The organism is Enterococcus sp. AZ084 (genome assembly GCF_051714905.1).
Classification (GTDB): domain Bacteria; phylum Bacillota; class Bacilli; order Lactobacillales; family Enterococcaceae; genus Enterococcus_B; species Enterococcus_B pernyi.
In genome coordinates this window covers 477,645-500,000 of the sequence record NZ_JBIOSS010000001.1, presented here as the reverse complement: position 1 = coordinate 500,000, position 22,356 = coordinate 477,645, and the positions used below count along the sequence as shown (strand labels likewise).

At 37.5% G+C, this 22,356-nt stretch carries 15 protein-coding genes, 1 tRNA gene and 2 rRNA genes (1 of these 18 cut by a window edge); 6 read left to right on the top strand and 12 right to left on the bottom strand.

Going from position 1 to position 22,356, the window contains the following annotated elements:
- From IGI79_RS02375 to IGI79_RS02345, 7 genes are all read right to left on the bottom strand, one after another.
- Positions 1 to 159, bottom strand: a 23S ribosomal RNA gene (locus IGI79_RS02375) (it extends 2,756 nt beyond the left edge of the window).
- A 295-nt stretch (positions 160 to 454) separates the two neighbouring features.
- Positions 455 to 527: transfer RNA gene (locus IGI79_RS02370), tRNA-Ala, on the bottom strand.
- Between the two features lie 77 nt (positions 528 to 604).
- Positions 605 to 2,165: ribosomal RNA gene (locus tag IGI79_RS02365) — 16S ribosomal RNA — on the bottom strand.
- The 16S and 23S rRNA genes sit together here with 1 tRNA gene alongside, the layout of an rRNA operon.
- A gap of 793 nt (positions 2,166 to 2,958) precedes the next feature.
- A complete protein-coding gene (locus IGI79_RS02360; protein ID WP_019724105.1) occupies positions 2,959 to 3,315 on the bottom strand; it encodes an ArsC/Spx/MgsR family protein in 357 nt (118 codons plus the stop codon).
- Positions 3,316 to 3,332: 17 nt separating this feature from the next.
- Entirely contained in the window at positions 3,333 to 3,740 is a 408-nt protein-coding gene (gene spx / locus IGI79_RS02355) for a transcriptional regulator Spx (protein WP_019724106.1), read from the bottom strand.
- Positions 3,741 to 3,988: 248 nt separating this feature from the next.
- The gene (locus tag IGI79_RS02350) at positions 3,989 to 6,193 is read right to left on the bottom strand and encodes an ATP-dependent helicase (RefSeq protein ID WP_438845678.1); all 2,205 of its coding nucleotides are present in this window, start codon (positions 6,191 to 6,193) and stop codon (positions 3,989 to 3,991) included.
- Between the two features lie 303 nt (positions 6,194 to 6,496).
- Positions 6,497 to 6,712, bottom strand: coding sequence for a hypothetical protein (locus IGI79_RS02345; RefSeq protein ID WP_010736344.1), 216 nt, complete (start codon positions 6,710 to 6,712; stop codon positions 6,497 to 6,499).
- Positions 6,713 to 7,288: 576 nt separating this feature from the next.
- Between IGI79_RS02345 and IGI79_RS02340 the strand changes: the two genes are divergently transcribed.
- The 3 genes from IGI79_RS02340 (at position 7,289) to IGI79_RS02330 (ending at position 10,048) form a co-directional block, all read left to right on the top strand.
- A complete protein-coding gene (locus IGI79_RS02340) occupies positions 7,289 to 7,891 on the top strand; it encodes an accessory gene regulator B family protein (protein ID WP_010736345.1) in 603 nt (200 codons plus the stop codon).
- Between the two features lie 140 nt (positions 7,892 to 8,031).
- Positions 8,032 to 9,315: a sensor histidine kinase gene (locus IGI79_RS02335; RefSeq protein WP_019723361.1), complete on the top strand. Its 1,284-nt coding sequence runs from the start codon at positions 8,032 to 8,034 to the stop codon at positions 9,313 to 9,315.
- A gap of 4 nt (positions 9,316 to 9,319) precedes the next feature.
- Positions 9,320 to 10,048, top strand: a complete 729-nt coding sequence (locus IGI79_RS02330) for a LytR/AlgR family response regulator transcription factor (protein ID WP_010736348.1) — start codon at positions 9,320 to 9,322, stop codon at positions 10,046 to 10,048.
- A gap of 102 nt (positions 10,049 to 10,150) precedes the next feature.
- On the opposite strand, the gene IGI79_RS02325 is transcribed toward IGI79_RS02330, so the two are convergent.
- Complete coding sequence (locus IGI79_RS02325; RefSeq protein WP_065096805.1) at positions 10,151 to 11,722, bottom strand: zinc ABC transporter substrate-binding protein AdcA; 1,572 nt, start codon at positions 11,720 to 11,722, stop codon at positions 10,151 to 10,153.
- A gap of 637 nt (positions 11,723 to 12,359) precedes the next feature.
- Between IGI79_RS02325 and IGI79_RS02320 the strand changes: the two genes are divergently transcribed.
- Complete coding sequence (locus tag IGI79_RS02320) at positions 12,360 to 13,541, top strand: AI-2E family transporter (protein WP_065095721.1); 1,182 nt, start codon at positions 12,360 to 12,362, stop codon at positions 13,539 to 13,541.
- A 162-nt stretch (positions 13,542 to 13,703) separates the two neighbouring features.
- Here IGI79_RS02320 and treC read toward each other — a convergent pair whose 3' ends face one another.
- On the bottom strand, positions 13,704 to 15,335 hold the full coding sequence (gene treC / locus IGI79_RS02315; protein WP_195339570.1) for an alpha,alpha-phosphotrehalase: 1,632 nt from the start codon (positions 15,333 to 15,335) through the stop codon (positions 13,704 to 13,706).
- Between the two features lie 355 nt (positions 15,336 to 15,690).
- Here treC and IGI79_RS02310 point away from each other — a divergent pair, with 355 nt between their 5' ends.
- Positions 15,691 to 16,785 (top strand): AI-2E family transporter, encoded by a 1,095-nt coding sequence (locus tag IGI79_RS02310; RefSeq protein ID WP_065095723.1) that lies wholly within the window; start codon positions 15,691 to 15,693, stop codon positions 16,783 to 16,785.
- 157 nt (positions 16,786 to 16,942) lie between these two features.
- On the opposite strand, the gene IGI79_RS02305 is transcribed toward IGI79_RS02310, so the two are convergent.
- From IGI79_RS02305 to IGI79_RS02295, 3 genes are read right to left on the bottom strand one after another with little or no spacing between them, the layout of a single operon-like run.
- A complete protein-coding gene (locus IGI79_RS02305) occupies positions 16,943 to 17,242 on the bottom strand; it encodes an antibiotic biosynthesis monooxygenase family protein (protein ID WP_195339571.1) in 300 nt (99 codons plus the stop codon).
- 17 nt (positions 17,243 to 17,259) lie between these two features.
- Positions 17,260 to 19,971, bottom strand: a complete 2,712-nt coding sequence (locus tag IGI79_RS02300; RefSeq protein WP_438845677.1) for an FtsX-like permease family protein — start codon at positions 19,969 to 19,971, stop codon at positions 17,260 to 17,262.
- Between the two features lie 11 nt (positions 19,972 to 19,982).
- Positions 19,983 to 20,684: an ABC transporter ATP-binding protein gene (locus IGI79_RS02295; RefSeq protein WP_010736355.1), complete on the bottom strand. Its 702-nt coding sequence runs from the start codon at positions 20,682 to 20,684 to the stop codon at positions 19,983 to 19,985.
- 317 nt (positions 20,685 to 21,001) lie between these two features.
- Here IGI79_RS02295 and rbsR point away from each other — a divergent pair, with 317 nt between their 5' ends.
- Positions 21,002 to 22,030: a ribose utilization transcriptional repressor RbsR gene (gene rbsR, locus IGI79_RS02290; protein ID WP_066026457.1), complete on the top strand. Its 1,029-nt coding sequence runs from the start codon at positions 21,002 to 21,004 to the stop codon at positions 22,028 to 22,030.
- The last annotated feature ends 326 nt before the right edge of the window (positions 22,031 to 22,356 follow it).

Here is a 22,356-nt window from a genome sequence, read left to right as displayed (position 1 = left end):
ACGTATACGTAACATCCTATAAAAGATGCTGGGTTCCCCCATTCGGAAATCTCTGGATCATAGCTTACGTACAGCTCCCCAAAGCATATCGGTGTTAGTCCCGTCCTTCATCGGCTCCTAGTGCCAAGGCATCCACCGTGCGCCCTTATTCACTTAACCTTATCAACCTTACGGTTGGGTTTTGATCTTTCTTCTAGCGATAGAAGTCCAATCAAGAAAAATAAGCAATTGAACTTATTAAAAAACTCTATCCAGCACACAAATCAGCCTCTTCGACAAAAAGATCGTCCAATCCGTGAAAGCAAGCTTTCACTTCTGGCCGCCTATTTTGCTTAAGGCTAAACGATTTGTTTAGCTTTCAAATTCAACGCGGTGTTCTCGGTTTGTATTACTTACATTTTTACTTCAATATCCAGTTTTCAATGAACAAGTATATAACAACATACGTTGTTAATGGAGCCTAGCGGGATCGAACCGCTGACCTCCTGCGTGCAAAGCAGGCGCTCTCCCAGCTGAGCTAAGGCCCCGGGTTAAATTTTGAGTAGACCTCTCAAAACTGAACAAAGTATCGACAAACGTGTGTAGTCTCCGTAATATTCCTTAGAAAGGAGGTGATCCAGCCGCACCTTCCGATACGGCTACCTTGTTACGACTTCACCCCAATCATCTATCCCACCTTAGGCGGCTGGCTCCAAAAAGGTTACCTCACCGACTTCGGGTGTTACAAACTCTCGTGGTGTGACGGGCGGTGTGTACAAGGCCCGGGAACGTATTCACCGCGGCGTGCTGATCCGCGATTACTAGCGATTCCGGCTTCATGTAGGCGAGTTGCAGCCTACAATCCGAACTGAGAGAAGCTTTAAGAGATTAGCTTAGCCTCGCGACTTCGCGACTCGTTGTACTTCCCATTGTAGCACGTGTGTAGCCCAGGTCATAAGGGGCATGATGATTTGACGTCATCCCCACCTTCCTCCGGTTTGTCACCGGCAGTCTTGCTAGAGTGCCCAACTAAATGATGGCAACTAACAATAAGGGTTGCGCTCGTTGCGGGACTTAACCCAACATCTCACGACACGAGCTGACGACAACCATGCACCACCTGTCACTTTGCCCCCGAAGGGGAAGCTCTATCTCTAGAGTGGTCAAAGGATGTCAAGACCTGGTAAGGTTCTTCGCGTTGCTTCGAATTAAACCACATGCTCCACCGCTTGTGCGGGCCCCCGTCAATTCCTTTGAGTTTCAACCTTGCGGTCGTACTCCCCAGGCGGAGTGCTTAATGCGTTAGCTGCAGCACTGAAGGGCGGAAACCCTCCAACACTTAGCACTCATCGTTTACGGCGTGGACTACCAGGGTATCTAATCCTGTTTGCTCCCCACGCTTTCGAGCCTCAGCGTCAGTTACAGACCAGAGAGCCGCCTTCGCCACTGGTGTTCCTCCATATATCTACGCATTTCACCGCTACACATGGAATTCCACTCTCCTCTTCTGCACTCAAGTCTCCCAGTTTCCAATGACCCTCCCCGGTTGAGCCGGGGGCTTTCACATCAGACTTAAGAAACCGCCTGCGCTCGCTTTACGCCCAATAAATCCGGACAACGCTTGCCACCTACGTATTACCGCGGCTGCTGGCACGTAGTTAGCCGTGGCTTTCTGGTTAGATACCGTCAAGGGGTGAACAGTTACTCTCACCCTTGTTCTTCTCTAACAACAGAGTTTTACGATCCGAAAACCTTCTTCACTCACGCGGCGTTGCTCGGTCAGACTTTCGTCCATTGCCGAAGATTCCCTACTGCTGCCTCCCGTAGGAGTTTGGGCCGTGTCTCAGTCCCAATGTGGCCGATCACCCTCTCAGGTCGGCTATGCATCGTGGCCTTGGTGAGCCGTTACCTCACCAACTAGCTAATGCACCGCGGGTCCATCCATCAGCGGCACCGTAAAGCGCCTTTCAAAACGAAACCATGCGGTTTCGATTGTTATACGGTATTAGCACCTGTTTCCAAGTGTTATCCCCTTCTGATGGGCAGGTTACCCACGTGTTACTCACCCGTTCGCCACTCTTCTTTTCCCGGTGGAGCAAGCTCCGGTGGGAAAAGAAGCGTTCGACTTGCATGTATTAGGCACGCCGCCAGCGTTCGTCCTGAGCCAGGATCAAACTCTCATAAATAAAAGTTAGAACAATCTTGCGATTGTTAAGCTCAATTTGTTTGCTAGCATATTGCTTGCTTGTTAAAAATGTTTGTTGTCTTGAATTGAATCAAGACGCCCTACACATTTGGTTTGTCTTACTTTGTTCAGTTTTCAAAGGTCTACATGATAAATGAAACACAACTGCTTCGATTTATCGTTTGTGATTGCCGTAGCAACTTTTAAATCTTAGCAAACTCTCGAATGATTGTCAACTATTTTTTAAAAGTTTTTTGAACTCGTTTTTCACGAGGTCGTTTCAGCAACTCACTTATAATAACTTGTTGTTTGTTATTTGTCAACAACTTTTTTTGCCTCTTCATTTGTAGAGTCAACATCCCTTGATGATCGCTCCAAACAACATTAGTTATATTAACATGTGCTTTTCTATTCGTCAAGCATTATTTAAAGTTTTATTTACACTATTAAAATCAGTAATAAACAAAAAACAACAAAAAAAAATATACCATTTATTCTATTTAGTTGTCAATCACTATTTCTTCTAAATCTATCTGGTATACTTTCAATTCTGATCCTCTTTATAGTAGAAATACGAAAAAGTCGAAATATTTTCTTTTGGAATATACGATTTGCCTCTTACACTTTTTGCTAGTTATCACTAGTTTCTTTACGAAAAATATGCAACGCGCCTTTGGTAATAAGCCAAAAAACCAGAGAACAGGTAAGTGAGATTTTGATTCTTTGGCTTGTTACTAAGGAAAAACCGATGATCCCAATTGCCTTTTTCAGTATGTAACACAATTGGATACAGTCTATTCATGTAAAATCAATTGCTCCATCAATCGTTGATCGTAGCCAACAAACAGCGCATCATCGATGATGATCAAAGGACGTCTTAAAAGATGACGTTGCGTTTTGCACAAAAATAGAAGTTGATCTTCCTGTTTTTTTGGAAGTCCAGCTTTAATTTTTTTGAATTCAAATGACCATGTAGTAAATAATTGTTCAATATCTGCATTTTCAAAACTACATAACTCTTTGACTTCTTTATTACTTAAAGCTCTACTTTCTAGATCAACAAATTGATAAGATAAGTTCTTTTTCTCTAACCATTGGATGGCTTTAACCGTTATGGTGCAATTCGTTGAACTATAGATTTTGATATTCACAACGTCTCCTCCTATTCTTACGAATACAAGACACTATGTTTCATATAAATCAAGTTTCTTGCGACACCTCGTATTTCTCTAGGAATAAATGCTCGTATTTCATCTTCATTGAATCCAATCAATACTCTTTTTTCATCAAGTAGAATCGGACGTCTAAGTAAAGATGGGTATTCTTTGAACAAGCGGATCATTTCTTTTAAGGATAAATCATTAAAATCGATCCCTAATTTCTCATAAACTTTTGAACGAGTAGAAATAATATCTTCGACTCCACCTTCTGTTGCGGCCAATATTTGTCGTATCTCATTTTCTGATAGAGGTTCTGCAAAGATATTCTTTTCTTCAAAATCAAGATGATTCGTTTGTAACCATGCTTTGGCCTTTCTGCAAGATGTACAGCTAGGCGAAGTGTATAGTTTTATCATTTTCTCACTCCTTTTTAATTGTAATCCCATTCTAAACGTAATATCAAAATAATGCCAGTCATACGCTATCCCCAAAATAAATAAAATTTGTTTTTGTTCAGAAAATTGTTATTTAAACAATCAGTTAAAGGTTATATTCTTTTTATAAACAACGGTTATTTAAAATTTACATAAATAATTATAGTTATTTATTTTTTTGAATAAAAAAGCAAAGCAAGTGTATTTTTACTCGCTTTGCTTTTCGTCATTTATTTGATTTTTTTAACTTTACAACCTGTTTCTTTAATAAAACGTGAAGGTTTTAATTTTCTTTTCCCCTTAAACTCAGGTACACATAAATAAAGACGATTCCTTGCTCTAGTCATTGCGACATAAAAAAGACGCCTCTCTTCCTCAATCGTCGTTAATGGTTCGATTTTCAACTCACTTTTCAGTCTTTTGTCTTTTGCTACCGCGCCATTGTAAGGAATCATCCCTTCATTACAACCGATTAAAAAGACTTTACGATAACTTAAACCTTTGCTTTTATGAATACTCTGGATACATAAGGCATCTAGTTTCCCCTTACGATAAGCAATCAACCTTGTTTTTAGTTCTGCTGCAATTCCTTGGATCTCAAGATACAATTTTTTCAATTGCGGGATCGTTGGATATTGTCTGACAGTCTCCAGCAACCATTCTTTGTCACCTTGCTCGATTTCTTTATTCGGTCTTGGCAACCGACAATAGGCCTCAATCAGTGAAACACATGACCGCTTCGTTGGTTGATCAAATGTTTCTAGCGCGCTTACAAATGTCTTTAGTTCTTTTTCTCTAGCTTCTAAATTAGGCCGCCGTTTTAAAATATAAGCGACAATATCTTGGTCACTGTTTTTATTAGAGAAAAATTGGTCACATTCATTTGTTTTCAGATAACAATTAATCATCAACTGTCGTAACAACTGTTGGTGTGCTTGCACTTTTATCGGTGTTGCCGCATCATACCAACCGATAAACTTTTGATAAAATTGATAAAAAAGCTTAATTCCATAGATTCCCGCATATTGGGTATCTGCTTCTAGTACAAATGGAATATCTGTTTGGATCAAACGTTGCACCAATGCTTGTGTTTGTGATAATGAGCGATATAAAATAATAGATTCTTTGTATTTTCCTTTGTCTTCTATAAAAGCATATACTTGCTGAATCAACCAGTCACTTTCCTCTTGTACCGTTTTAAATGATAATGCCTGTAATACGCCTGGTTCCTTTTGTGCTGGTACCATCGCTTTAGGTATGCGATCCTCTTTATTGTACGTGATCAATCGATTAGCTCCTTGAACGATCGACGCTCGCGAACGATAATTGGTCAATAGAAAGAGTGTTTTTGTTGGATATTCTTTTTCAAACTGTTTGATATAATCAGGTTCTGATCCTCTAAAGCCATAGATACTTTGATCATCATCTCCAACGATGATCAACTTGATTGACGAGTCTTTCGTAATCAACTGAACGATTGCCCATTGCAAAGGATTCGTGTCTTGAAACTCGTCGATAAACAAGTAATCGTATTTTTGACCTACATATCTTCTGACATTTACATGAGAGAGGGCATTTTTCAAATTTTGTAGAACATCATTGAATTCAAAAAGTCGTTGCTTTTGTTTTTCTTCATATAGTTCAGTCATTAATTGATCCATACGCTCAGAGATAGGTTGACGTGGATCTTTTTCAATGGAATCAAATCTCTTTTTGATCAATTGGATGATCTCCTGTTGGGAGAGATTCATGTTTTGCCAATAATCCAATCGGTTAGCAATCGTTTTCTCACCATACTGATCGAAAGAATATAGTTGATATTTTTTTATTAGTTTCTGCAGTAAAAGATTTACTTTATATGGTGTGTCTTTAGAAAACTCACCTTGAATCCCTTCGGCAGAAAGATCCGGAAACTGCCGTTTGATATCACTGTACAGACGATAAAAAATACTATGAAAAGTTCCGATCGTTACATTCGTTTTTCTTTGACTAAAATTATCCACCCGTTTTTTCAATTCATTGGCAGCATTTCGAGTAAAGGTAATCATTAAGATCCTTTGCTCTTCTACTTGTTCTTCATTCATCAGATATACAGCTTTCGCACATATCGTTTGTGTTTTTCCACTTCCTGCACCTGCAATGATCCGTAAGTGTTTGCTCATATCATAAGTGATTGCTGCTTTTTGTTCATTATTGAATCGATTATAAGAACGCTTCTCAATATGTTCAAAAAATGATTCATTTGGCTGTTCTTCCTCATGTTGTTCTTCTACCAACCCTGGTGCTTCCCCATATGCAGCTTCATAACTAGCAATTATTTCTTCTTGCATTCGAAAAATTTGTTGGAGCTTTTTATATTTTCTTTCCCAATGGCTGATTTCTCTTTGCAATCGAAGAATTTCTTTCTCATTTTCTTGATTGATCATCTTCCCCATCTTTCTTTTATTTATTTTCTACTCCATTTATTTTCTTTATACTACCAGACCTTTACAAAAAATAAAATGGGGCTTCACCCTTTTACGATCGTGGTCTTAGGAAGAAACAAAAGAAACTCTACGATCAACTGATGTATTTGATGAGTTCCTAAAACTACATGAGAACCCCAAAAAAGCAAAACCCACTTTTCCTTTACCTTTCAAAGTAAAAATAGCCAGTCAAATCCAAAAATGATTTTCCATCATTCAAGATTTGACTGGCTATTTATCAAAATACTATTTTTCATTCAAGAACAGTTACTATTAGTAGCTGTACTCTTTCACTGCACTTGACTTACGAACGACTAATTGCCAGTGTAAATTGTGTGCAGTTTCATTGTCTTCATCTGCGCAATTGAGAACACGAACCATCAAACTATTCTCATAGATTTTTTCAATTTCTGCTTCAATTGGAGAACAAAATAAATCTGATACAAATGCGTACGTTTTACCGACTTCAAATAGATTTTCATTTTCCATGCTATTTCCTCCATTATGTTGTGCATACGGCACAACTTCTTTTGATAAAATTTCGAATCTGTTACCTTTATTGACAAACCCACCTTCTTAAAGACTTGCCTTTTAACATAGAAACTACCTTGTTGTTGATATCAGAAGGCAACAACAAAAGGGGAAGGGGAGTTGCTGCCTTCTATTAAGAAGTTGGTAAAACAAAAATATAAGAACGTGTCACTTACATTTATCTTCGCAACCTCTACTAATTTTTAACATAAATTTTTAAACATAACACAGAAATATCATAAAAAGTTCTTTTGGCATCAAAACTGTTAAATAATCTCACTCTTTTTTGGTATAATCGTACGTTTAGTTGAAAATTTAAAGATGATTTGATAGATTTATAGGAAATTTTTTAATTATTTAGAGATAAACATGTCTTTTATTTTTTACATAAGAAAAAGCTTTTCATCCTTATATAACAAATATGTTACAAAATTCACTTAGTTAACGATTTTGATGTCAAAACGTCCTTTTATGAATCGAAATACTTTTTTTATGTCTTTTCGCTTATTATAGTATTCGGAGGTACGTATAGAGATGAAAAATAAAGTGGTAAATCGAATATTGGCAATATTATTCAACGGAAAACAAGATGAAGAAGATATGACTTACATCCAAGTGAAGTTTGCTCTGGAAGTTTTGCTGAACAATCTTGGAAAACTTGCTGTCGTTTTTGTATTTTCTTTATTGACAGGCACGTGGGCGGAAACAGGAATGACTTTCCTTTCATATATCTGTATTCGCAGATATGCTTACGGTCTCCATTCCGATTCTGAATTTGTTTGCTTACTTTGGACTTTGCTTTATTTGTGGGGGGTTCCCTTAGTAATGAAACATTATCAATTGACTTTCTCTTTCCCTATGATGGTCCTTTTGTTAATTGTTTGTTTTTTCCTTTTGCTTCGCTATGGATCAAGAGGCACAGCCCTTAACCCAATTGCACCAGAGAAACGCCCACCCCTACTAAAAAAAGCAATTTTCATGTATCTTTTATTTGCAGTACTCACATTATTTTTCTCTGCTTCTTACTTTTCTACCTATTTACTACTTGGGATTATTTTAGAAATAGCTACGTTGCTTCCAGTTACAAATTACATGATGAATATTGGAGGAATTTTTTATGAAAAAAACAATCGTTAAACAATTAACTAACCTTTCTGATTTCTTTGTATCTGGCTGCTGCTTCGGTATGAGCTCAGAATTTAAAATACCTGAAAAATTAAAAAAATAATATTATAAATATGCTATAATTTGGGAAAACGCAATGGGAGCTGTGCTTTATGTTTTTGTGGTCCATAGCCTTGCAATATCTGATTTACACAAGTTCTATCTTAATCATCAATTCCCAAATTAAAAATAAATACCTATTTTCTACGTTTAGTCTCTTGGCAGCAGCCCTGTTGGGAATACTTTACCCGATTTTAGGTATTTTTTCTGCACTTGTCGCAATTGCCATGTTGAGTCTACTTTTCTTTTTCTTTTCATCCTCGCGCCAACATATGATCTACGCATTACCTTTGGGATTATTAGCTTCCATTTTAGGCGATCATTTGACGAGCGTTGCGGATTTTTTAGTATTGGAATCTGCTGTCATTGAACCTGGAGATGCATTACAATATTTCCATATAACTGTATCAGCGATTTTATCTTTATTATTTGCGTATGGATTCAAAAAGTTTTTAGATAATTGGTCCGCTAGTGTGGACCGTCGAATGATTGGTACAATCGGTTCATTGGTTTTACTTACCTACTATATCATTATTTTTTATACACGATTTTCTGGTGAAACGCCAAAAGTACTAGCATTAAATACGAGCTTTTTTATCCTTTATCTGTGTGTCGGCCTAATTATCTTGATTTACTATTGGAAAATATCAAATAAAAAGATGGCAGATCAATTATTGGAACAACGCATCCAATTGCAGCAAGATTACATTAGAGATCTAGAAAAAAATTATCAAGAGCTTAGAGAGTTTAAACACGATTATCAAAATCTGTTGTTTTCTTTGAATAGTTATATTTCTGAAGGCGATCTTGAGGGCTTACAAAAATATTACAACCAAACGATTTTACCTACACGTGAAATGATGAATCTCTTCCCAGCAAATCTTAGCTTACTAGACAAAATGAAGGTACCTGAAATAAGAAGTCTATTCTCTTTAAAATTAATGATGGCACAAGAAAAAGGTATCTCTGTCCAATTGACCGTTCCAGATGAAATCGTCATTGGTAAAAAATATACGATCAATTTGGTAAGAATGCTTGGTATTATTCTTGATAATGCAATCGAAGGTGCAACAGTAACCAAAAAGAAAAAAATCGAAGTACTGATCATCAAGAAAAAACAGTCGTTGATGATACGCGTCATCAACACTACTACGAATACGTTTCCATTGAGTAAGTTAAAACAAAAAGGCTTCTCGACGAAAACAAATCCCAAAAATGAAGGATTAGGTTTATTTATTCTTGATGAGTTAACAAAAACGAATCCTTATCTTTTTCTTGAAACATCGATTGAGAATCAGCGATTTTCACAAACAATCCATATACAATTAAAGGAGTAATTTTATGATTCCCATTTACATTTGTGAAGACGATCCGAAACAACTGGAAGTCATCTCTACAGTAATCAAGAATCGGATCATGATTGAAAATTTGGATAGTTATGTCCATATTGCAACTTCTGATCCTATTGAACTCCTCAATGCAGCAAGGATACGTACGTCTTCTTTTGGTATTTATTTTTTGGATATCGAACTGAAAGACAGTGAATTAGATGGCATTGCCATTGGAAAACGAGTACGTGACTTGGACTCGCTTGGAAAAATCATTTATGTTACTTCACACACCGATCTTTCCATGACGATTTTGAAAAGCAACATTGAGCCGACTGATTATATCATCAAAGAAGATATTTTTGATCTTAAAGAAAATGTTGAACGTATCTTAAGTAAGATATTCGAAGATTTCCAAACTGCGCCATTACAAAAGGATATTTTTAGAATTGAATTCAATGATGAAATCAAATTTTTACCTATTCGAGATATCCAATACTTTTCTACTGCTCAAGGTACTCCTCATAAACTGGAGGTCCATTTGACACATGCCCAAATGCAGTTTTACGAGAAGATAAAAGATATCGAAAAGAAAAGTCAACACTTTATCCGCTGTCACAAATCTTATGTCATCAATACCCAAAATGTCCAAACAATCAATAAGAAAACACGAGAAGTGACTCTATCCAACGGGGAAGTGATCCCTGTTTCGATTCGTGGGCTAAAGAAGTTGATTTCTTGAAAGACAATAAAATAAATAATTTCTTTTTAATAAAGAAACGAAGAATGAATGAAAAAGTCGTAAAATCCTCTTTTCCATTCATTCTTCGTTTTTTAGTATCGTTTAATGCGCGATCATTTCTTGCGCGATTTCTTTTCCAGTCATTTCTTCAGGATAGAAAGTTGGCCAATTGTCCATTTCTTCTAGTAACGCTTCTTGGCTTTCATTTCCTAAATAGATATGGAAATGGTCTGATTTGGTAGGTGCAATCGAGTGGTCACTGAATTGTACATACTTGAACGCACCAGAATCAGGATCTTCTGCTTCAAACAAGAAACGGACACCGCGATTACCTGCTGAATAGTTCAAGATTTCTTTACCAGCATAACGGTATTTCGATTCTTTAACTTCGCCATCTTTGAAAGTAAAAATCATCGTATCATCTTTGATCTCAATTTTTTCGACATCTGTTTTGTAGCCTATTTCATAATATTCACGATACTCTTCAGCTGTCATATCTGGATTTGTTTTGGCTTTATATTCAAATACTTGATCAAACGTTCCATCTGCCATATACGTATCGACAGTTTGCCAGATACCATTCCAATCCGACAATGGACGGTCTTGGACCTCTGAATCTTCAAAATAACCATTATAAACTGTTTTTTCTTTTTCAGGTTTCAATGTATCTTCTAATGGATTTTCAGTATCCGTCGTTTTTTGGAGCGCTTTTAAGTTTGCTTCCATGATTGAAATGTACGTTTCACCGTTATCCATTTGCTCTTTTGTCAATCCTTCTAAAGGATTCAATACTGCTAACGATACGCCTGCTTCAGTAGCTAAAGTACGAGCGATACTGTCTTTGGCATTCTCTTCAAAATAGATATATTCAATCCCATGGTCTTCAACAAATTCTTTTAACTCGGCAATTCTTGCAGCAGATGGTTCTTCACTTGAAGAAAGACCGGCAATTGGTACTTGATTAAGACCATATTCTAGAGCTAAATAATTGAACGCAGCGTGTTGGGTCACAAATGATTTTTGTTTTGCTTGACCTAATGTTTCTTTAAAAGTGTTGTGTAGCGTTTCTAATTCTTCTAAATAAGAGGCAGCATTTTCAGTGAATGCTTCTTCTTTTTCAGGATATGCCTCAATCAATTGGTCACGAATCGTTTCTACTTGCTTCATCGCTAGATTAGGAGCTAACCAAACATGTGGATCTAATTCATGTGAATGACCGTGGTCTCCGTGATCGTGATCATGGTCTTCATGATCGTGGTCTTCATCGTCATGATCGTGGTGATGGCAATGACCATCCCCAGGCAATAACAACATTCCTTCTGTTGCTTTGATTGGAAGTACATCGCCCTCTTTTAAAGTATGTTCAATTGCTGGAACCCAAGTTTCCATATTTTCATCATTATAAACAAAAACATCAGCATTTTGGATTTTTGCCATATCTCTTGCAGAAGGTTCGTAGTCATGTGAATCTGTTCCAGCTGGAATCAATAATTCAACATTTCCCTCCTCACCAACTACTTGCTTCGTAAATTCGTACATTGGATAAAATGTCGTCATTACATTCAAGTTTTCATCATTTTGTGCATTTGTATTTGTTGCAGTATCTCCTGTGCCACAACTTGCAAGGATCCCAGTCAACAGTAATCCTCCTACCACCTTGATCCAACGTTTCATTTTATTCGCTCCTTCTCATCTTCTTTCTCTATTTGATTACGATTAATAAACACAAATCGTAATATTTACGTTTTAGCAACAGGAATTAATTTAGCATAGAATCAAACCAACCGTCAAGCATTATTACTAAATTTATTTTATTATCGAAATTCGATTGATTTTTCAACTGTATCATTTTCTTTTTATACCCGTTTCAGATTATAATAACTTGGAGTAGGACAAGGTTGTGAGAAAGATGTTTAGCTCCAAGTATTAAGACAGAATTTGAGAAAATAGCTTCTCATATTTTTTCAAATTTTGGCTTAATATTGAAGGAGCTGTCTTTCGAATACCGTTTATCTAGGTTGTGAAAGAAGCGGTCAGCACTGAGTAATAAGACAGGAAAATCAAAAATGGTTTTTTCATTTTGGATTTTCTTGGCTTATTATTGAAGTGTTGCTTCTTGAACACCGTTTATCTAGGTTGTGAAAGAAGCGTTTTGACCTGAGCAGTAAGATGGAAAATCAGAAAATAGCTTCTCATATTTTTCACCGTTTGGCTGACTATTAAAAAGGCTTCATTCGATCTCAATAGTTGCTTCGTGAGAATAGCCCAACCCAAAAACCAACTACTTATTTCAAGAGAAAGGAGAACTATCGTGGAAAAAAAACCGAAAGAATCTTCCCGACTGATTCGTTTTTTAGGAGGGAAAACTTCGTATTACGTTCTAGGATTACTTGTGATGATCGCGTTGGTCATTTACTTTTTCCAAAAGATTGCTTTTATATTCAAACCACTGGTTGTCATTTTTATCACGACTTTACCACCAGTCCTTTTTGCTTTGGTCTTATATTATTTATTAGAACCTTTGATCAAACGTCTCAGCAAGAAACTCTCACGTAATCTGTCAGTCATTTTAGTTTTTGTTATTATTTTATTGCTGATTGGCTTAGGAGGTGTCTGGCTGTTTCCGTTTTTAGAACAGCAAGCAACCACATTGATTCAACAACTACCTGACCTATTCCAAGATTTCCAACAAACGTTGAAGGACTTTTTAGCACAGACACCATTTTCTGACTCGTTCAATCAATTCTTTGCATCGATCGATGATTTCACCGATAACTTTACTTCATTCATCGGTAACTATTGGCAGAGCGGTGCAGAAAGTCTAGGAAATCTATTCTCAGCGGTCACAACGACCTTTATCACTTTATTTACTGGTCCGATCATTGCCTTTTTCCTTTTAAAAGATCCGCACAATTTTTATCAATCGGTCTTAGGTATCGTTCCACCAAAATTTCGCACAGATTTTCGGACTTTGACTAAAATTGCGAACCAACAATTAGGTGCTTTCTTAAAAGGACAAATCATCGCTTCTTTCATTCTAGGCGCCGTTTACTGGGTAACTTTCTTATTGATTGGCTTAGAATTTGCAAGTATTCTGGCTATCGCTGCTGGTTTATTATGTATTATTCCTTATATCGGTCCATTCATCGCTTTCTTTCCGGGACTATTCATTGCTTTTCAAGATTCGACGTTCATGGCTGTAAAATTTGTGATCGTCTGGTTCGTTGTCCAGTTGCTTCACGGAGATCTTGTGGTCCCTCGTGTGATGGGTGATCGGTTACAGATCCACCCCATCACGATTTTGATTGTCTTATTAGTCATGGGAGATCTTCTAGGAATCATGGGCGTCATTTTTGGTATTCCGATCTATACATTGATCAAACTACTCGTTGTTTTTCTCTTTAGAAAATTTAAACAGCGTTACAATAAGTATTATGGGGATCAAGGAGTTTATCAAAAAGCTGATTTTTCAGAGAAGGATTACTTTAAGTAACAAAAAAGGATAGGCGTGAGACACTAGTCCACTCCTATCTAAAAAAAACTATACGGTATTCATCGAGCAACCTTTCAGAGATAAGCAAATCCCATAAATAAGCAGCAAAAGCTATTCATGCTTTTGCTGCTTATTTTTCAAACTATTCGTTTGTCACAGTCTCTACTTTCCTTGCACTAATAGTGCGACTGCTTGATAAGGCTGTAACTTCATTTCTTTTTCAACTGTCGTTGGGTAGTTACTGATCAATACTTCCGCACCTACAAATTCTTCCGGTAATTCCACCGACGTTTCTTTCGCATAAAAATTGGTCAGAACTAATAATTTTTGATGATCGGTTTGTCTAAGATAACCATAGACTTGTGGATGCTCAGGTGCATAGGCTTTGTAATCACCATTAGCAATCACTGGATATGTTTTTCTTAGTTGGATCAGTCTTTGGTAATAGGCAAAAATCGACTGTTCTTGCTTTTGCTCGTTTGCTACATTAATTGTTTCGTGCTTCGATGCTAAAGGTAACCAAGGTGTCCCTGACGTGAAGCCAGCTTGTGGTTCATCTGTCCACTGCATCGGTGTGCGTGAGTTATCTCGTGACTTTGCTTTAATTCGTCGAAAGGCTTCTTCTGGCGTGAATCCTTGTTCTTGTAACAGGTTATATGCGTTTAAGCTTTCAATGTCCCGATAGTCAGAAATCGAATCGAAGTCAGGATCGATCATCCCGATTTCTTCTCCCATATAGATATACGGAGTACCTCGATTTAAATGGATCATCGTGGCCAACATTTCTGCCCCTTGTTTACGGTACTGTTCGACATCGACAAAACGATTTAAGGCACGTGGTTGGTCATGGTTATTCAAAAATAGTGCATTCCAGCCATTTCCTGCGCTCATTTCTTCTCCCCAAGTATGGAACAAACGCTTTAACTCTTCAAAATCAAATGGCGGAGTTGTCCATTTATTGCCATTTTCATAATCGACTTTCAAATGGTGGAAATTAAATACCATTGACAATTCATTTCGTTCTGGTGACGTATATAAAAGACAGTTTTCGATAGTCGTTGAACTCATTTCTCCTACCGTTATGATTTCAGGGTCTTGGCCAAACGTTTCTTTATTTAAGCGTTGTAAATACGTATGAGTAATTGGTTTATCTGTGTACTCGGCTTTCCCTTCATTTTCCGCGTTGTTTTTCAGTTCTTCGTCTTTTCCGATCACGTTGATTACATCAAAACGGAACCCTTTGACACCTTTATCCATCCAAAAACGAACAACTTTGAATAATTCTTGTTGGACTGCTTCATTACGCCAATTCAAATCAGCTTGCGTTTTATCATACAAATGTAAATAGTACTTCCCTGTTTCGTCGAAGGGCGCCCAAGCGTTCCCACCGAATTTTGATACCCAATCTGTTGGTTCATCTCTTAAAATAAAGAAATCTTGATAATACTTGTCTCCAGCTAATGCTTTTTGGAACCATTCATGTTCAATAGAGACATGGTTCAATACCATATCTAGCATGATGTCGATCTGATATTTTTTTGCTTCAGCGACTAGCTCTTCAAAATCAGCCATCGTACCGAATAATGGATCGATTGCTTGATAATCAGAGATATCATACCCATTGTCTTTTTGCGGGCTTGGGTAAAAGGGATTCAACCAAATCATATCAATGCCCAATTCATTTAAATAAGGCAACTTTTCTTTGACTCCTGGTAAATCACCAATCCCATCACCATTCGTGTCACGATATGACTTGGGATAAATCTGATAAATCACTTTTTCTGTAAACGCCATAAGCCTGTACCTCCAGCTGTTTTTTAACTTATATATACAAGTTGATAATCCAATTATATATGAAACGTAAGCGTTTGTAAATCAATGACGCTAGGAAATGTGTGCCATCATTTTTCCAGCAAATATTTTACGTTAAATCGATCATTCACGCCGCGCTCAATTCATTTAACTATTTATTTTTTTACAAATTCCTTTTTCAAGAAAATAAATTCTTTTAGTTATGTTATATTTAAGTATAGGGTCGTGATATAAATCAGCTTGTAGCATCTAAAATCGATTGAACAGTCTTCAAGTAACATGCTTTTTTCATACATACCCTAAACGATAAAAAGCCAAAAAGCGGAGGATCTCTACTATGACTTTTTTAAAACGTTCCAAATTATTTGCAACACTTGTTTTACTTAGCTTGACAGGAATCACTATTTTTATTTTTTCTAAGATCACTTTTATTTTCAGGCCACTCGAAGCGATCATGGCAAGTATCTTCTTGCCAATCTTGATTTCAGTTTTCGTATTTTATATTTTTCTTCCAATATACAATCAACTCCTCAAATATATAAAATCAAGAACGCTTGCGGTCACACTGATGATGCTACTGATTTTGTTAACTGTGTATTTGACCGTACAAGTGATTTTACCGATCATCATTTTGGAAATCAGTAAATTTATCGGTCAGGTTCCTCAAATTCTTTATGTTTTGGCAGAGAATCTAGATGGTTCCTTATTAGAAGAACGCTTGCTCCCATTTATTGATACACTGGAATTGAACCAATTGACACGTTTTGTTTTACAATTTGTTTCAGGTGCCACTTCAAGTTTAGTCAATGTATTCGAAATCGTTTCGCGCTCTGCGATCATTCTCTTTACGATTCCACTCTTACTGATTTATATGTTCAAAGATGGCGACAGGATTCCAGCTATATTGACACGCTACACGCCTAAGAAATTCCATCAGTTAGTCAGAGATTGGTGCCATGATTTCCATTTAGCAGCTTCGACCTATATTAGTGGCAAGCTTTTAGTCTGTACGTATGTAGGTGTGGGGAGTTATCTTGTTTTTAAAGTATTAGGCTTGCCAAATGCGTTATTACTTGCCTTGATTTGTGGATTGATGGATATCATTCCTTATTTTGGTCCGTTTATTGGTGCTGCACCGGCTTTACTGTACGCATTAAGTCAAGACGTGAAAACAGCCTTACTCTTAGTAGCTTTCATCACCTTGATTCAATTTGGGGAATCTTACTTGGTGTCTCCTCTAGTGATGAATAAGATGATTCATATCCATCCAATTGCGACTGTTTTTCTTTTACTTGTCGCTGGGAACTTGTTTGGCTTACTAGGAATGATCCTCGTATTGCCGACGTATACGATCATTCGGGAGATGATCCGTAGCTTTGTTCGCTTTAAGAACACTACTGATACAGCTAATTCAACTCATCCAACTGAATAATCCTAGGGATAAACGGGGAAATTTACCGTTTATCCTTTTTTGGCTTTGCCCCGAGGCTCTCTTTATCTATTCTCCTCTATCTTTCAACAAAAAAACCGTTTATTGCGATCTTCTTTTTCAAGAATAAGCAATAAACGGATCAGAACTATCGATTGATCTATTCTGTTGGTTCATCGATGAAACGTTGGACCTTCATCTTCAACTGATATTTTTTTCGTAATTCAGCAATCTCCACCATCATCTCTGATTTGTGGTGACGATCGATTGCTTCTTGATCTGTCCAGCGATCTACCAATAAGATCGATTCAGCATCTTCTAAAGGAATAAAATACTCATAACGTTCATTTCCTTCTTGCGCACGAATGCGGTCGACGATTCCTCGCTCTGTCATTTCTTGGGCAAATGCTTTTGCATTGCCTTCTTTACCGCTATATAGGATATTCACAGTAATACTCATCTTAGTCCTCCCACTCCTTATTCATTTGATTTCAATGCATCGATCATATCAATATGCTTCAATTTGAAATGAGTGACGATCATCACGATCACCGTGAATAGAATCGTCAAAGCAGCGGATAGTGTATAAGCAACCCAGGTAATAACTAACGGGAAAATCACTGATTCCATTGAAGCTTGGCGTAAAATAAAGTCGGTCAGCACATAACCGATCCCAAATCCTCCAAAAATCCCTAATAAAGTAAAGATGATATTTTCTCGAACGATGTACATCGTGACTTCTTTATCAAAAAAGCCTAATACTTTGATCGTAGAAAGTTCTCGTACTCGTTCAGAGATATTGATATTCGTTAAATTGTATAAAACGATAAACGCCAATAAACCAGATAGAACGACGAAAATGATGACCACTGCATCTAAATTTGAAAGAGATTCTTCTTGGTTCTTGATCTGTGTCGAAATAAAAGAGGTATTAGTAACCGCCCCCGTTTTCAATAATTCTTCTGAGAGTGTATCCTCTTCTTCTTTCGACATCTTTTCTGTTTTGAGTAGATACGCATTTGTCGTCATTGGCTGTCCAGAAATCTCTTCATAATATGTTGGACTCATATAGACAAAATTACCCAAATAATTTTGCAAAATGACTGCCACCGTTCCATGTAATTTTTGTTGATCGTCATCATACATTTCCACCGTATCACCGACAGATAAATCGAATAATTCGGCCGCTTTGCGTGTGATCGCAAGTCCTTGGTCTGGTAGTTCTACCGATTGATCGTCGATTGTTTTCAAATGGATGAACGTTTCTAATGCTTGTTCATTTTCTGGTACCATCAAAGTCAAACTTTGTGATGCTTGGCCTTTTTTACGTAGTTCAATCGTTTGCGAATTAACCGCTAAACGATCAGTGATCTTCGCTTGATCATCCATTGCGTCATTGATTTCTTTTTGACTCGTTTCATCAGTTTGATTGGTCGTTACGATCGCTTGATAATCAATGATTGGTCCAAACTGTTTGGCAGAAACCGAGCTAAGCGAATCCTTTAGCCCAACTCCTGCGACCATCAATCCTGCACAACCGGCAATTCCGATGATTGCCATGAACATCCGTGATTTATAACGGAAAAGATTACGATAACTGATTTTTTGATTGAAGCTTAAACGTGACCAAAGAGGAGTAATGTATTCTAAAAGAATTCTTTTCCCCGGTTTCGGTGCTTTAGGCTGTAACAAAGCAGCTGGTCGTTCGCGTAGATCTTTGAATAGAACTAACATCGCTGCACCAAAAGCAGCAATGAAGAACGCAATAGCTGCTTGGATGATTGGTGGCCAATCATAGAAAATCACCGCACTGCCAATATCATAACGTTCGTTTGAAAGCTCAAAAATGATCCGTGGCAAAAGATTGGTTCCTAATATCGTTCCTAAAATGATTCCGATACCTGAAGCGAGACAAGCATAAATGGCATATTTTTTGGCAATCTCCAATTTACTGTATCCTAAGGCTTTCAATGTACCGATTTCTCGTCTATTTTCTTCTACCATCCGTGTCATCGTGGTAAAAGTGATCAATGCTGCAATAAAGAAGAAAAAGACTGGAAAGACATTTGCGATGGCTGCGATGCGTTCAGCTAGATCGCCAAATTCCTGAAAGCCGACATTTTCCGATCGCTCTTGGAAAAGATAAGTTGGCTTGGCTAATTCATTGATTTTTTCTTCATTCTCCGCAATAGATGCTTCGGCCTCTGTTAGCTCCGCTTCTTTTGTTGTCAATTGTGCTTCTTGTTCTGATAATTGACTTTCTTGTTCCGCTAAAGCACTCAATGCCGGTGTTCGCTGCGGTTCAGGTAACTGCTCCAAGACTTGACGTTGTTGATCAATCTGCGTTCTCGCTGCTTCTAATTGACTTTTCGCATCAGCCACTTGTGATTTTCCGGCTTCGATTTCTTGTTTTGCAGGGGCTAAAGCATCCTTGCCCTCTTGCTTCAGCTGTTCTAAACGTTGCTGCGGTCGCTCTTCAAACAACCCTTCCAGCTTTTCGATGTTTTTTTCCATCTCTTCTTGGTATTCTTCACTGTACGTATTTAAATCGTCGACATTTGCAAAGTCAAGATATAATACGGATTGGATATCTGTTTTAAAATTATCTTGGGGGACATAGGCAAAGTAATCAATACTCCCATTTCCTACATTTGCAAAACCTCGTTCTAAATTATTGATGAATAACGGCGAGCGGACAAAACCTGTAATCTTGTATGCCGTCTCTTTCAAGTCATCTGATTCAATCGTGTAGGTGTCACCGATGCTGTATCCTTGATTTTTTGCCTTCTCATCTAGTACAAGTTCATCATCCGATTGTGGCAAGCGACCATCGATCACCGTCAACTGATTTTGTTTCATATCTGGAGCGTAAGAGAATACTTGGACAACTTCATTTTTATTGGTATTCGCGTAATATAGTTGTTTGCCCGTTTCAACGGTTACATCTGAGAGTTTCTCTGCTTCTGCAACATCTTCTTTCGTCAATCCTGCTGTCGAAATGATCTGTAGATCAGAGAGTTTACCTGCCCTGACATATTCATCCATCGTTTTTTGCATCACAGGACCAGCTGTCTTGACGCCTACATATAAGAGCGTGCCGAGTAAAATGATCAAAATGATCGCGATAAAGCGTCCTTTTGATTGGCGTATTTCACGAAATCCTGCTTTGAGGTAAGTTCTATTTTTCATGGCAAACCTCCTTACCAAACAAGTTCATCGATAGATGAAGGCTGTTCATTCAATTCGACTGCACGGACTTTTGCATCGTTGATATGGATCACTCGATCAGCGATTGGCGCTAAAGCCGAGTTATGTGTAATGATCAAAACGGTATTGCCATGTTCACGACTAGCATTTTGCAACAATTTCAATACTTGTTTTCCTGTTTCAAAATCCAATGCGCCAGTTGGTTCATCACATAGTAATAATTTGGGGTTTTTCGCAAGCGCTCGTGCAATCGACACACGTTGTTGTTCGCCCCCTGATAATTGTGATGGGAAATTATTCAACCGGTGCGCAAGCCCAACTTGTGTCAAAACTTCTACAGGATCTAACGCATTTGGCGAAACTTCTGTTGCCAATTCAACATTTTCTTTTGCAGTTAAGTTAGGAACAAGATTATAAAATTGAAAAACAAAGCCAACATCTGTCCGGCGATAAGCCGTTAATTGTTTGTCATTGAATTGAGCAATATCTGTTTCATCAATAATGATCTGTCCCTCATCCGGTGTATCCATCCCACCTAAAATATTCAATACCGTTGATTTCCCTGCTCCACTAGGCCCAAGAATAATCACTAATTCTCCTTTTTCAATGGAGAATGAAATATCGTCATTCGCTGTAATCGTTGTTTCGCCCATCTGGTAACGCTTAAATTCATTTTTTACTTCTACATATTTCATAAAACTTCCACCTTCATTCTCCCTTTTATTTATCTATTTGGTAAATCTCTTATATTTTAACACTGAAATGAAAGGTTGTGAAAAAAACCTTTTCAAAAGAGGTCGTGAAAGGCACGTTCAGCACAGAGGCATAAGAAAGAAAAATAGAAAATGGTTCTTTCATTTTTTATTTTTTTGGCTTATTATTGAAGTTTTACTTCTGGAATACCTTTTATTCGGTTCTAGGGTGTGCAAGATGACGAATATCACAGAATCATCATTTACTTCTTTACGTATTCATGGGAAAATGACACTAAGAAAGAGATAGGAGTATAGCAATGGCAAAGAAAAAAGTGACAATCAAAGACGTTGCGAAACATTCAGGCGTATCCATCGCAACTGTCTCACTGATCTTGAATGGCAATGAAGCAAAATTCCATCCAGATACGGTCAAAAAAGTAGTAAAAGCAAGAGACGAATTAGGTTACCAACCCGATTACATTGCACGTCAAATGATCACAAAGAAAACAAAAACCATCGGTGTTCTTGTCCCTGATATCACCAATCCTTTTTTCAATACGTTGATGCAAGGGATCGAAGACTATCTTTACCAACAAAATTTTGTCACGATTCTATGCAATGCAGATTTTGATCATCAAAAAGAAACGGATTATTTACTTGAGTTGACGCAACGTGGTGTCGACGGGTTTATTATTGCCTCTTCGGCTGTCTCAACGAAAGCCCTTCAAGTTTCTTTGAAGAAACAAGGGAAACCATTTATCGTATTAGATCAGAAAAAAGCAGAAGGTTCTAGTGATGCGGTCTTAACAGATGATTATCAAGGTGGGTACTTAGCCGGTGAGCATCTACTAGGCTTAGGTCATCAGGAAATTGCTTTAGTCTATCCACAACAGACACCGCAAAATGTCCAAAATCGGATAGATGGTTTCTTAGCAGCGTGTAAACATGTGGATCATTCTGAGAAACAGATTCATTGGTTCCCTACTCACTTTTCAAAAAAAGGGGGCTATGAAATCGTTCCTGATTTACTTTCCTCTGCTACTACAGCGATCTTCGCATTGAATGACGAACTAGCTTTTGGTGTATATCGCGGATTAGCGGAGCAAGATAAACTCATTCCCGAAGATTATAGCATCATTGGCTATGATAATATTGATATGTGTGAATACATGAAGCCTAAATTAACGACCATTGCTCAACCCATTTTAGAGTTAGGTAAAGCGACTGCTCGTTTACTCTTAGAACGCATCCAACACCCTGATAAATCATGGGAAGAACTTTTATTGCCCGTAGAGTTGATCCAACGTTCCTCAACTCAATCGATCGATTTCTCCGCCCCTCAATAACACGAATATTTGTTGCGAATCAATGATGACTGAACCTGTTATCTTTGGTTTTCAAAATAATGCGTTATTTTATATTTTTATTTCTTCCATAAAAAGCCAGCAACCAGGGCTTTTTTTTACGTTCGTTATTTAACGAAATGTTTTGAAGAATTGATAAATCTTTGGTAAACTTATAGTAAGTGTACTCATTTCCCCCAAAATTTGTGCCCCCACAAATGAAATAGGGTACATCAAACAATGAATGTTCAAACGAAATGAATGGCTACTTAATACTTTTGTCCAATGTTTATTTGTTTTTTATTCGTGAATCATGATTGAATATATTC